The organism is Marinomonas phaeophyticola (assembly GCF_026966905.1).
GTDB classification, from domain to species: domain Bacteria; phylum Pseudomonadota; class Gammaproteobacteria; order Pseudomonadales; family Marinomonadaceae; genus Marinomonas; species Marinomonas phaeophyticola.
In genome coordinates, this window is the sequence record NZ_JAPUBN010000020.1 from 135,407 (window position 1) to 147,729 (window position 12,323).

General features: G+C 39.6%; 16 protein-coding genes and 1 pseudogene. 11 read left to right on the top strand and 6 right to left on the bottom strand.

All coding sequences use genetic code 11. The features are described 5' to 3' along the window. The first annotated feature begins 17 nt into the window (after positions 1-17). The 5 genes and pseudogenes from lolA to cobA all read left to right on the top strand — a co-directional run bounded on the left by lolA (position 18) and on the right by cobA (position 4,689). On the top strand, positions 18-665 hold the full coding sequence (gene lolA / locus O1D97_RS16775; RefSeq protein ID WP_269127311.1) for an outer membrane lipoprotein periplasmic chaperone LolA: 648 nt from the start codon (positions 18-20) through the stop codon (positions 663-665). A 5-nt stretch (positions 666-670) separates the two neighbouring features. Next, the gene (locus tag O1D97_RS16780) at positions 671-2,041 is read left to right on the top strand and encodes a replication-associated recombination protein A (protein WP_269127312.1); all 1,371 of its coding nucleotides are present in this window, start codon (positions 671-673) and stop codon (positions 2,039-2,041) included. Positions 2,042-2,073: 32 nt separating this feature from the next. Continuing rightward, entirely contained in the window at positions 2,074-2,451 is a 378-nt protein-coding gene (crcB, locus tag O1D97_RS16785) for a fluoride efflux transporter CrcB (RefSeq protein WP_269127313.1), read from the top strand. Between the two features lie 106 nt (positions 2,452-2,557). Continuing rightward, positions 2,558-3,861: pseudogene (gene serS, locus O1D97_RS16790) on the top strand (serine--tRNA ligase). A gap of 90 nt (positions 3,862-3,951) precedes the next feature. After that, the gene (gene cobA, locus O1D97_RS16795; RefSeq protein WP_269127314.1) at positions 3,952-4,689 is read left to right on the top strand and encodes a uroporphyrinogen-III C-methyltransferase; all 738 of its coding nucleotides are present in this window, start codon (positions 3,952-3,954) and stop codon (positions 4,687-4,689) included. Between the two features lie 50 nt (positions 4,690-4,739). On the opposite strand, the gene O1D97_RS16800 is transcribed toward cobA, so the two are convergent. From O1D97_RS16800 to hpf, 6 genes are all read right to left on the bottom strand, one after another. After that, complete coding sequence (locus O1D97_RS16800) at positions 4,740-5,057, bottom strand: TusE/DsrC/DsvC family sulfur relay protein (protein WP_269127315.1); 318 nt, start codon at positions 5,055-5,057, stop codon at positions 4,740-4,742. Positions 5,058-5,084: 27 nt separating this feature from the next. After that, a complete protein-coding gene (gene tusB, locus O1D97_RS16805) occupies positions 5,085-5,375 on the bottom strand; it encodes a sulfurtransferase complex subunit TusB (RefSeq protein ID WP_269127316.1) in 291 nt (96 codons plus the stop codon). Position 5,376: 1 nt separating this feature from the next. After that, complete coding sequence (locus O1D97_RS16810; protein WP_269127317.1) at positions 5,377-5,733, bottom strand: DsrE family protein; 357 nt, start codon at positions 5,731-5,733, stop codon at positions 5,377-5,379. A 16-nt stretch (positions 5,734-5,749) separates the two neighbouring features. Further along, entirely contained in the window at positions 5,750-6,142 is a 393-nt protein-coding gene (gene tusD, locus O1D97_RS16815) for a sulfurtransferase complex subunit TusD (RefSeq protein WP_269127318.1), read from the bottom strand. Positions 6,143-6,227: 85 nt separating this feature from the next. Continuing rightward, the gene (locus tag O1D97_RS16820; protein ID WP_269127319.1) at positions 6,228-6,884 is read right to left on the bottom strand and encodes a Bax inhibitor-1/YccA family protein; all 657 of its coding nucleotides are present in this window, start codon (positions 6,882-6,884) and stop codon (positions 6,228-6,230) included. A 137-nt stretch (positions 6,885-7,021) separates the two neighbouring features. Further along, entirely contained in the window at positions 7,022-7,339 is a 318-nt protein-coding gene (hpf, locus tag O1D97_RS16825) for a ribosome hibernation-promoting factor, HPF/YfiA family (RefSeq protein ID WP_269127320.1), read from the bottom strand. A gap of 225 nt (positions 7,340-7,564) precedes the next feature. Between hpf and O1D97_RS16830 the strand changes: the two genes are divergently transcribed. The 6 genes from O1D97_RS16830 (at position 7,565) to pgsA (ending at position 12,268) form a co-directional block, all read left to right on the top strand. After that, positions 7,565-7,903 (top strand): hypothetical protein, encoded by a 339-nt coding sequence (locus tag O1D97_RS16830; RefSeq protein WP_269127321.1) that lies wholly within the window; start codon positions 7,565-7,567, stop codon positions 7,901-7,903. 26 nt (positions 7,904-7,929) lie between these two features. Then, positions 7,930-8,415, top strand: a complete 486-nt coding sequence (locus O1D97_RS16835; RefSeq protein WP_269127322.1) for a DnaT-like ssDNA-binding domain-containing protein — start codon at positions 7,930-7,932, stop codon at positions 8,413-8,415. After that, positions 8,381-9,127, top strand: coding sequence for a replication protein P (locus O1D97_RS16840; protein ID WP_269127323.1), 747 nt, complete (start codon positions 8,381-8,383; stop codon positions 9,125-9,127). The genes O1D97_RS16835 and O1D97_RS16840 overlap by 35 nt, the downstream gene beginning before the upstream one ends. A 72-nt stretch (positions 9,128-9,199) precedes the next feature. Continuing rightward, complete coding sequence (locus O1D97_RS16845; RefSeq protein ID WP_269127324.1) at positions 9,200-9,844, top strand: response regulator; 645 nt, start codon at positions 9,200-9,202, stop codon at positions 9,842-9,844. 14 nt (positions 9,845-9,858) lie between these two features. Then, the gene (gene uvrC / locus O1D97_RS16850; protein ID WP_269127325.1) at positions 9,859-11,676 is read left to right on the top strand and encodes an excinuclease ABC subunit UvrC; all 1,818 of its coding nucleotides are present in this window, start codon (positions 9,859-9,861) and stop codon (positions 11,674-11,676) included. A gap of 31 nt (positions 11,677-11,707) precedes the next feature. Then, entirely contained in the window at positions 11,708-12,268 is a 561-nt protein-coding gene (pgsA, locus tag O1D97_RS16855) for a CDP-diacylglycerol--glycerol-3-phosphate 3-phosphatidyltransferase (RefSeq protein ID WP_269127326.1), read from the top strand. The last annotated feature ends 55 nt before the right edge of the window (positions 12,269-12,323 follow it).

A 12,323-nucleotide genomic window follows, 5' to 3' on the forward strand; every position in this document is an offset into this window, starting at 1 on the left:
AAACTAGGGAATGATAAATGAATGATAAGTGTTGGTTACGACAAATTATAGTCACTTTTTTCTTTATGGTGTCTGCTGTGTCTTTTGCGGCTGATCAGGGCGTTGCAGTTGAAGATGGGTCTTCTTCTGTACTCGCGGAACTACTAGAAGCGAATCGAAATATTGAGGGAGAGTTTTTACAAGTTACCTATAATGAATCAGGGGATCAAGTTCAATTGAGTGAGGGCGTGTTTATGCTCGCTAGCCCTAATCGTTTTGTTTGGGATACGATTAAGCCTTTTCCTCAGAGAATTATTTCTGATGGCGAGTGGTTAACGATATGGGATGTCGATTTAGAGCAGGCGACAAAGAAAAAAGTGGGTCGTACTTTAGGTCAGTCTCCAGCCGCTCTACTAGGTCGCCCAGCGGCGGAAGTATTGCCTTTTTATCATGTTGATTTTTTAGGTCAACAGCGTTTCCGTCTTAAGCCCTTCTCGGAAGAAGGGTTGTTTGGCAGTCTGACTTTGTCTTTTCAAAACGATATTATAAAAGCCATGAGTATTGAAGACAGTTTAGGTCAGACAACCGTGATTGAATTTAAGGAAATTGAGCCCCATGATGGTGTGTCCGAACAAAACTTTGTTGTGGATTTGCCATCGAATATTGATGTGTTTATTGAAGAATAGACGTTATGGATTTGTTTACTGAGCAAGAAACAGAGCAATCTTCTGTGCCTCTAGCGGCGCGCATGAGGCCTAGAAGCTTATCTGAGTATGTGGGGCAAGAGCACCTTACCGGTGTGGGGAAACCGTTAAGAAAAATGATAGAGAGTGGACGATGTCACTCCTTTATATTGTGGGGGAACCCTGGAATAGGGAAAACGACGTTTGCGCAACTACTATCTCATCAGCTTGATATTCATTTTTTAACCCTGTCAGCTGTAATGTCAGGCGTGAAGGATATTCGCTCCGCCGTAGAAAGGGCAAAGCAAAATACCTTACTGACAGGAAAACAATCGCTTCTGTTTATTGATGAAGTGCATCGCTTTAATAAATCCCAGCAAGATGCGTTTCTGCCTCATATCGAAGATGGCACCTTTTTGTTTGTGGGAGCAACAACAGAAAACCCTTCATTTGAATTGAACTCTGCCCTGCTTTCTCGGGCGAGAGTGTATCGACTTAAAACACCAACGGTGAAGGATGTTAAATCTGTGTTGCATAGAGCGTTGAAGGATGAGGAGAGAGGATTAGGGAAGCGCTTGATTCAAATGGATGAGCATTATCTTGATGTGCTTGCAAATGCAGCGGATGGAGATATTCGTAGAGCATTAAACTTTTTGGAAATTGTGACAGACCTTGCAGAAAACAACAAAGTTGATGAAAGCAATATTGAAGACGTGCTAGGTGGTTCTTTTAGGCGTTACGATAATAAGGGGGATGTATTTTACGATCAGATATCGGCATTTCATAAATCTGTTAGAGGATCGTCTCCGGATGGCGCCTTATATTGGATGGCGCGTATGTTAGATGGTGGTTGTGACCCTTTATATATAGCACGACGTTTATTGGCTATTGCGTCTGAGGACATTGGTAATGCTGATCCGAGAGCAATGCAGGTAGCGTTAACGGCTTGGGATGTTTTTGAGCGTGTTGGTCCCAGTGAAGGGAATAGGGCGATTGCACAGGCGGCCGTTTACTTAGCTTGTGCACCCAAGAGTAATGCAGTGTATGATGCGTTTAAGAGGGTCATGCATGAGGTTTCAACGCAACCTAGTTATGAAGTGCCTAATCACTTGAGAAACGCTCCTACGTCACTTGCAAAAGACATGGGGCATGGAGAAGACTATCGTTATGCTCATTTGGAACCATTTGCTTATGCCGCAGGCGAGTCTTATTTACCTGAAGAGATGGCTCAAAGCTCATTTTATCAGCCGAGTGACCGTGGTCTGGAGAAAAAAATCAGTGTAAAGATGGCTTGGCTTAAACAGTTGGATGCGGAAAGTGACCATGTTCGGTATTCAGTAGAAGAGGCTCCTTTTCAGACGGATTATGATGAGTCTTAATTAATGGGTGTAATGAAAGTGAGTATGAATTCATGCTATTAACCTATTCTATGGTTGCTGTTGGTGGCGCTTTTGGCGCTGTATGCCGTTTTGCGTTATCTGTTTTTGTTAATCATCATATAAAAACGATTTTTCCATTGGCTACATTAGGCATTAATGTCTTGGGAAGTATTTTAATGGGTGTGTGTTTTGTGATGATTAATGAACGTTTTCCTAGCTTAGAACCTTACCGACCATTAGTTATGGTGGGTTTTTTAGGCGCATTTACCACATTTTCAACATTTTCCTTAGAAATTGTCTCACTAATTCATCAGCAGGCTTGGCTAAGTGCAATAAGCTATTTATTATTGAGCTGCGTTTTAAGTGTGCTGGGGTTGGCTGCTGGCATTTTTCTTACCCGAACGTTTTAATTTGTTAAACCCAATTAAATATTAGATTGTTATTATTTTTAATTTAATGACTGTGAGGTAAATTTTAGTCATTAACGCTATTTTATTAGAGGATGATTCTGCCGCAATGTTAGACATTAAAGCACTGAGAACTGACCCAGAAGCGGTTGCTAAACAACTATTGATCAAGGGCTATACTTTGGATGTAGCTACTTTTATTGATTTAGAAGAGCAGCGTAAGTCCATTCAAATTGAAACCGAGCAATTACAGCAGTCGCGTAACTCTGTTTCAAAAGAGATTGGAATGGCGATGAAGTCGGGCGATAAGGAATTAGCGGCACAGCTAAAATCACAGACATCTACGCTAGGTGATGATTTAACAACAGCTAAAGAGTCTTTGGCGCTTGTTCAGCATAAAATGGACATCTTATTAGCCGGTATTCCTAATATCCCTCATGCATCTGTACCTGCCGGCACCAGTGAAGATGATAATGTTGAAGTGCGTCGTTGGGGATCACCTATAGAACTGCCTTTTGACGCAAAAGACCATGTTGATTTAGGTGAGCAGCTGGAGATGCTAGATTTTGAAGCAGCGGTAAAAATAACCGGTTCTCGTTTTGCTGTTATGACAAGCGATTTAGCTCGCTTACACCGAGCGTTAATTCAGTTTATGATCAATACGCATGCTGATGAACATGGTTATACTGAAGTATATGTGCCTTATTTGGTCAATGAACATTCATTAAAAGGTACTGGACAGTTGCCAAAATTTGAAGCCGACTTATTTAAGGTGCCTGTTGATAAAGACAGCGGAAATAATGACCTTTACTTAATACCTACTGCAGAAGTGCCTGTTACCAACTTAGTTCGAGATGAGATCCTAGGAGACGAAGATTTGCATCGTAAATATGTCGCGCATACACCTTGTTTTCGAAGTGAAGCCGGCAGTTATGGACGTGATACTCGCGGTATGATTCGTCAGCATCAATTTGAAAAAGTTGAGTTGGTGCATATTTGCCGCCCTGATCGATCTGAAGATATATTAGAAGAGTTAGTTGGCCATGCGGAAGTTATTTTACAAAAACTCGATCTTCCTTATCGTACTGTCATCTTGTGTGGGGGGATTTAGGTTTCTCCGCTCATAAAACCTATGATATTGAGGTTTGGTTACCTGGGCAAGGTAAGTATAGAGAGATTTCATCTTGCTCAAATATGTGGGACTTCCAAGCTCGTAGAATGCAGGCTCGCTGGCGCAATCCAGAAACAGGTCGCCCTGAGTTGGCACATACATTGAATGGATCAGGTCTGGCTGTTGGCCGTACATTAGTAGCTATTTTAGAAAACTATCAAAATGAAGATGGTAGTATTCGTATTCCTGCTGTTTTACAGTCGTACATGGGTGGGAAAACTGAGTTACGCTTGGCTAAGTAAATTATATGGCGTTATTTTAGTGCATTTTGTGTACGTAAAAGCTCCGTAAAGGAGCTTTTTTTAAAGTTAAAAAATTGAGAAAGTAGAAATATGAGTGGCAAGGTCTATCTAGTTGGTGCTGGTCCGGGTGATCCAGAATTATTAACATTAAAAGCTCATCGGTTGTTGTTGAGTGCGGATGTCGTGCTTTATGATCGTTTAGTTGGTGATGAAATTATTTCACTTATACCTGATTCGGCTGAAAAAATGTATGTTGGTAAGGCGAAATCCCTTCACAGCTTGCCACAAAATGAAATTAACTCTTTATTAGCTAAAAAAGCAAAAGAAGGTAAATGTGTTGTTCGCTTAAAAGGTGGTGATCCATTTATTTTTGGCCGAGGCGGTGAAGAAATTGAAGAATTAGTTGAAGAAGGTGTTACTTTTGAAGTGATACCAGGTGTTACGGCTGCAGCGGGCTGTGCTGCTTATGCTGGTATTCCTTTGACTCATCGTGATTATGCTCAATCTGTACGTTTTCTAACGGGACATTTAAAAGATGGCAGTACAGAGTTACCTTGGGATGAATTAGTTCATCCTGCACAAACTCTTGTTATTTATATGGGATTAACTGGCTTGGCAGAGATTAGCGATTCTTTGCAGCGTTTTGGGATGCGTCATTCTATGCCTGTTGCTATTGTAGAAAAAGGAACAACTAAACAGCAGCGAGTTTTTACTTCTGATATAAAGCACATTTCCCAGGTTGCTATTGACAATGATGTGAAATCTCCTGCATTGCTCATTATTGGTGAAGTAGTGTTACTGCAAAAAACGCTTTCTTGGTATAACTAAATAGATTGAATAAATTCAAACTTGCTATTATGGCCGTGAAAGTGGAAATATTAAATGCAGTTTGCAGGTTTTGGAAGGCCTGCAATCTTTGCCGCTAACTTAGGAGGGCTGCCTGGAAAAAGTTTCATAAGATAAATGCTTCTGCCTTTTTCACTGCCTAGTTCTTTGGTTACGGCTTTTACTAGCGGTCGCATGGCGGGTGAAAGCTCGTATTTTTTATAAAAACGCCGTAATAATAAAATAATTTCCCAGTGGTCGTCGGTAAGAATGAGATCTTCCTGTTGCGCTATTTTTTCTGCTAGTTCAGGAGTCCACTGTGATAAATCCAGTAGATAGCCTTCTTTATCTAAATTGATGTCAATGAGCATGTTTCGTTAGCCTTTAGCCGTTTGAATTTACCAGGCGATATGTTTATTGCATTCATTTGTTAGGTCAACCCATTCAATGTCGCTAATAACATTTATATTGTTTGGTGCTGTAATTCCGTAAGCAAGAATATCTGATTCAAGTGCGTAAACCTTGAGTCCCATTTTTGTAAATGAAATCAGTAAGTCGTCTGAATCATGTTGAAATCTTATTGTCGCATCTTCAATTAATATCACCTTATCTTCTCTCTGCAAGCAGTAGCATAGATCCCTAACTATTGAGGCGCTGTAAGCGGATTGGTTTAGCTGGTGTAATGTCATGTTAAAACCTAAGAATATGTTGATAGGATTGCAGTTTTTGTTGCCATTGCTGTGAGTCTAAAAAGTGAACACCATCCCATATATTAAGCTGCGTCTTGTTTAGATGAGAGATGTCTTCTTTACAAACATAAACGTTTTCGATGTCATAAAGTTCTAAACTGGGTAACGCTTTTGAAAGGTTTTTCCCATGTAGTAGTGAAGGGGCTTGATTTACTTGTAGTATGGAGAGTGCTGGACCGCTTAAATAAAGATCAACGGCTTGTTCAAACGTGGCCATAACTAACGCGATATCCAGGCCTTCTTTCGCGGATAAACTGGTAAAAGGTGAGCTGGAAATGTGTACTAATAGAGATGTCATAAAGAGTTCTGCCCTATCATCGAAAGGTAATGGTTTTATGGCTATTGTTGATGAGGTGTACCAGTGTCCCTAATCCTTCTAATTGAAACCCTTCAGCAAGAGAGTGTTGTGTGAGTTCATGTCTGACCATTTCGGACTCATTGATGACGCCTCTTCTAAGGGCCGCAGCAATGCAAACATATAAATTGATCGAATGTTGCTTTGCTAATTCCTGCCATAAAATACTGATGTTGGCTTCATCTCTAGGAGGCTGCATTAGAGCGTTGGCGATTAAAACGCTATCCTCATAGAAAAAGACGCCTTCAATGGAGTGCTGTGTTGAGTTAAGTAAGGCTTGAGCGAAACGGTAGGCTGAGTGGCACGCTTTTGATGAGAAGGGGGACCCTTGAATGAATAAGGTGTATTGCATGTAAATCAAGTCCTTATATTAGGCAAACAAAAGGGGCGTTAAGCCCCTTTTGGTATTTGATTAGTATGGTAATTGTAATTAAAGGTTAATCATCATTTGCCATACCTAGAAGGCTTAAAACACTTAAGAACATATTATAAATTGAAACGTATAAGTTAACAGTAGCAATGATGTAATTTGTTTCACCACCACGAACAATCTCACCTGTTTGCCATAAAATCATAGCGGCAGAGAAAAGAGCAAAGCCTGCAGATAGGAATATTTGAATGGCTGGCATTTGTAAGAAGAAGTTAGCAATCATCGCACCAATTAGGACGAAAAAGCCAACCATCATAAAGCCGTTTAAAAAGCTAAAATCTTTTTTTGTTGCAATAGCATAAGCCGACAAACCTAAAAACGATAAGCCTGTAATCCCAAATGCTGTCATTACCATAGATCCTCCATTAGGAAGATTTAGGTACATGCTAATGATTGGTCCAAGAGTCAATCCCATAAAACCAGTTAGTGCAAAAACAAATAAAATACCTAAACCACTATTTTGGAATTTATGAGTTAAAAACAATAAACCATAAAAACCCACTAAGGTAATGATTAATCCTGGATGAGGCAGTTGTAATGAAATACTTAAAAAGGCCGTAAATGCACTAAAGAAAAGTGTCATTGCGAGCAAACTGTAAGTACTTCTAAGGGTTTTATTTACCGCTTCAGATGGCTGATTGGTAATAGCTTCATTGTAACGCATTATTTACGCTCCTTTTAGGAAAGTTGATCTACTACTTTAAGATTATGGGGGAAGTTTGTAGAAACTCAAGCGGAAAAAGAAATTATAAAAAAAACGCCACATCAAAGTGGCGTTTTTTAAGTAAGAAAAGAAGGGGGTTATAAAGCAACAGTAGGTTTATTGTGCCCAGATGACTGTTTTGTTTTATGTTTGTCTATCTGTCTGGCGAGCTTATCAACCATGGAGTCGATAGCATGAAATAGCCTATCTTCTGATACCGCTGCGGCAAATAAATCTTTTCCTGGAAGATGTATAGTGGCTTCAGCTTTTTGCTCTTTGCTATCTTGTAATAAGGTTACTTGAACTGTTGTGATTTGGTCACTTAGTCGAGATAGTTTATCGAATTTTTCGTTTATATGATCTTTTAATGCGGGAGTGACGTCGACGTGATGACCTGTGATATTGATTGTATACATACAACTTTCTCCTTAGTAAAGTTGAGCCGCTTTTTGTTGTTCGATGTTATGCGGCACAAATTCAGAATAGGAGTGCAGAAAAATATTGTCAACAAGCTTTTTTAATATATGACAAAAAGTTAGCTCTCTGTTGTGTTTGATTATTTTATATTTCACTCTTTGTTTTAGTGCGAAGCAAGGCGCTATTTGCTAGACTTCAAGAACGATTAATTTAGTATGTAACCTATGTCTGAATACGATTTCACACTACCGATTTCTTTTTCTTTAGCTTCTGAAATCGGTTTGGAAGAGGCGGTGCTATTGGCTTTCTTGCGCCAGCAATCTTACCTTTCACAGTCAATTGTCTTGCATGGTGAGATAGGACATCTATTGTCTCAACTGCCTTTCTGGACTCAACCTATGTTGTTGAGAATATTATCTAGCTTACAGCTTAATAACTGCTTGACCTTTGAGAAAAAAACACAACGATTGAAGTTCGTTTACCTCCGAAAACAAATAAAAAATCTGAAAGTAAGCTTTCAAATGAAGAACATTATTCTAAAATTGAAGGGCGCTCACCGTTAGACCCTTTGATTGAAAAGGTAGAAAGGTTGTCTTCTTCCAAGAAGAATACTCAACAATATGGAGCGAAATCGGAGTCCGCTGAGGTTTCTTCGAATCGTTTGAACTCTAGTTATGATTCGCCTCCTTCTGTAAAAGGTCGTAATTTACCTACTTCTAGTGAAAGGCGCAGAGGTGTGACGGATTTTGACTTGTATTTAGAGCAAAAAGAACGAACAAGGCAACCTGATCAATGGCTTCCAGAGGAAGCGACTCTTGAGCAAATTCTGCAGCTAGGTATTCCTCGACAATTCGCGTTACAGTTACAAGCAGAATTTTTATTGAGAATAAAAGAGCAACGAAAAAATGTGCGTACTTGGAATAGCGAATTTTTTAAGTATGTAAAACGCCAATGGCAGTATAAACAATCGGATAGATCTTCTAATGAAGGAACCTCAAGCCGTTCATACACTTCTAGAACCTCTAAAGAAGAAGTTAGCGATGCACTCACCAATATCCACGACACAGACTGGTAACGAACAAGAATCGTCTCACCAAAGCGATGAGCAGAACCAGCAAAATAGAATGCTGGTTAACATGCTTTTTGCAAGATTTAAGGCTATCTACACGCATAAATTTGCTTCTGCGTACAGTACACCTGATGAAGTTAAATTGGCTAAAAGAGAATGGTCAATAGCTATTAGAGGCTTTCAAGAGCCTTTGTTGGCTTATGCTGTTGAGAGAGCAAAAGAGACTTATGCTTGGCCTCCGACAATTTCGGAGTTTTTAAACTTGATTAATACGGCCTATAAGGTATATGGTCTGGTTAATCCAAGAAGTGCCTATATGGAAGCATGTCGTTGTCGCATGAACCCATTAGAGTTCCGATGGAGTCATCCCGCAATTTATTTTGCTGGATCGAAAGTTGGTTGGTATTTTCTAAGGACGGAAGAAGAAAGAAAAACATGGCCTGAGTTCGACAAAGCTTATCTAGAACAGGTGCAAAAGGTAATCGAAGGGAAGCAATTAACGATACCTAAAGTACAACAAATTGAAAATAAGCAAGAAGACCTGATGATTACATTCATTCCTAAGTTAGTTGCGGAAACGGGATTAAGCGAGTCAAAAGTTGCTGCATTGTTATATTATACGAAGAAAACAGAAGGCACAGCAGTTCGTGCTAATTATCGTATGAAAACAATGAAAGAACTTGCCGTATTAGGATTTGATATTGACTTGCCTTCTTAGCTGTGTTTTTGAGGTTGTAAGGTCAGTCAGGTGGATAAATATTGTTACCGTATTAATAGCAAGGTGGTATGCGTGCTAAAAATTTTAATTGTTGATGATCATGAACTAGTAAGCACAGGAATCTCTCGTGTGCTACAAGATGAGAAAACTCTTATCGTCGTTGGAAGTGCTGCTAGCGGTGAAGATGCAATTGAAAAAACCAAGTTATTAGAGCCGGATATTATTTTGATGGATGTACATATGCCTGGTGGTATCGGTGGACTAGGGGCAACTAAAGAAATTAAGCGACTTTTCCCTAAGGTGAAAATTATTGCTTTGTCCGCTCTTGATGATAACCCTTACCCATCTAAGTTGATTGAAGCGGGCGTAAGTGGGTATTTAACAAAAGGAGCTCCAGCGAAGGAAATGCTAGAGGCTATTCATACAGTGTCCCTAGGTAATAAATACATTACTGGATCTGTTGCTCAAAAAATGGCACTTTCTAAAATGTCATCTGAAGACAATGCCTCTCCCTTGGATATATTATCGGATAGAGAACTTCAAATAGCTCAAATGATTATAGATTGTAAAAAACCTCAGGAAATTGCTGATTCTCTAAACTTAAGTAGTAAAACTGTCAACACTTACCGTTATCGTATGTTTGATAAGCTAAATATTAATAGTGATGTTGAGTTAACTAAATTGGCCGTTCGATACAGTTTATTAGGTATGGGCTAAAAGAGAGTATTCATTTGAGCTCGCAAGAATTTGATCCCAAGCATTTTATTAATAATCTTACCTCTAGGCCTGGCGTATATCGTATGTACGGCAAAGGTGTTCTTTTATACGTTGGTAAAGCGAAAAACCTAAAAAACAGAGTGTCGAGTTACTTTAGAGCTACGGGTTTAACAACAAAAACCATGGCGCTGGTCGGTCGAATTGATGACATAGAGATCGCAGTAACAAAAAGTGAAACAGAAGCTTTGTTGCTTGAACAAACGTTAATCAAGCAGCATCGTCCTCCTTATAATATTTTGTTACGTGATGATAAGTCTTATCCGTATATTCTATTATCTGATCACACGCACCCAGCGTTATTATTTCGCAGAGGTTCGACAAAAACAAAAGGACAATTATTCGGACCTTTTCCAAGTGGTACGGCGGTAAAAGAAAGCTTAAATACAATGCAAAAAGTCTTTAAGGTTAGGCAGTGTGAAGACAGCTATTATTCTAATCGTTCAAGACCATGCCTGCAGTATCAAATAAAGCGTTGTTCAGCTCCTTGTGTAAACTTAATTACAAATGATGAATACGAAAATGATGTGCGCCATGCCAGAATGTTTTTGGAAGGCAAAAACCATGAATTGACGAATGAATTGACTCTGCAGATGAGTGAAGCGGCCAAACAGATGGAGTTTGAACGGGCTGCTTTACTTAGAGATCAGATTGTTCAATTGAAGCATGTTCAAGAGCAACAAAATGTTTATGGACAAACGGGGGATGCAGATGTTTTAGCCGCGTTGATTCAACCAGGTGGCCTGTGTGTGCATTTAATGATGGTGCGACAAGGAAAAGTGACAGGAAGTAAGAGTTATTATCCTAAGATGCCGATCGAAATGGTGGAAGGGGAATTGTTGTCAACCTTTATTGCTCAGTTTTATATCGGTAATAATGACTTGCCTAAAGCTATTATTACCAGTCATGAATTGGATGATAATGATATTATAATGGATGCACTTCTATCGAGCTGTGGTAAGAAGATTGAGTTAACTTCCTCTGTTCGTGGACAAAGAGCTAGGTGGTTGGATTTGGCAAAATTAAATGCTGAACAGGGGTTGCAAGCGAGATTATTGGATAAGCGAAACCACTTTAGTCGTATGGTCGCTTTGCAAAAATTGCTAGGTTTAGCTGCCCCTCCGAAAAGTATGGAATGCTTTGATATCAGCCATTCAAGTGGTGAATCGACCGTTGCCTCTTGTGTTGTATTTGGTGTTGAAGGGCCCGATAAAAAACGTTATCGAACCTTTAATATAGACGGTGTGGCGGCGGGTGATGATTATGGTGCGATGAATCAAGCCCTGACTCGTCGTTATAAAAGAGTTAAAAATGGGGAACTTGAACCGCCTGATGTATTGTTAATTGACGGTGGTAAAGGGCAGTTAACTCAAGCTGAGAATGTACTTAAAGAGCTTGGTTTGGTTAATATTTTCCTTTTGGGTGTTGCGAAAGGCACCACTCGTAAACCAGGTTTAGAAACATTATACATTGGCTCTAAAGAAGAGGAGGTGGTTTTACCTCCTGATTCGGCTGCGTTACACTTAATTCAGCATATACGGGATGAATCTCATCGGTTTGCAATTAAGAACCATAGGCAAAGAAGAGATAAAAAGCGTCGCCACTCTGTATTAGAAGGAATTGAAGGTGTTGGTCCAACGAGAAGAAAAAATTTGTTAACGGCCTTTGGTGGTATGCAAGAACTGTTGTCGGCGAGTGAGAGTGATATTGCAAAAGTGAAAGGTATTGGCATTAAGAAAGCGGCTGAAATTTATTCTTTCCTACATAAAAATTGAGATTTATTACAAGAGAGTGTTTTGAATATTCATGAACATACCTAACATGTTAACGTCGGTACGTATTATTTTGATTCCAGTTTTGGTGGCAACTTACTACCTGCCTTGGGACGGTCGCTATGTTACTTGTGCTGCGATATTTGCAGTAGCGGCTTTTACTGATTGGTTGGATGGTTACTTGGCTCGAAAGTTGAATCAGGCAACACCGTTCGGTGCTTTTTTTGACCCTGTTGCAGATAAAGTGATGGTTTCTGCTGCGTTGGTGATGTTAGTTGAAAGTTATGGTAGTACATTGTTAACGGTTGCGAGTGTAGTCATCGTTAGTCGAGAAATTGTTATATCGGCATTGCGTGAGTGGATGGCGGAAATGGGCAAGCGAGCTAGTGTTGCCGTTTCTTATGTTGGTAAGGTGAAAACCGCTATGCAGATGCTGTCTATTTTTATGCTTCTAGGTAGTCCTCCTGATTCTGGCTGGGCGATTTGGGGCGAATCCGTTTTAATTATTGCAGCATTGTTAACGCTTTGGTCTATGTATGTATATATGAAAGCGGCTTGGCCAGAGCTTACTGCATCTGTATCGGATAAAAAATAATCAAATTATTGAGTAGAGTGAAAAGAGTAAAGTATTTAGCTTTTTTTTATTTAAA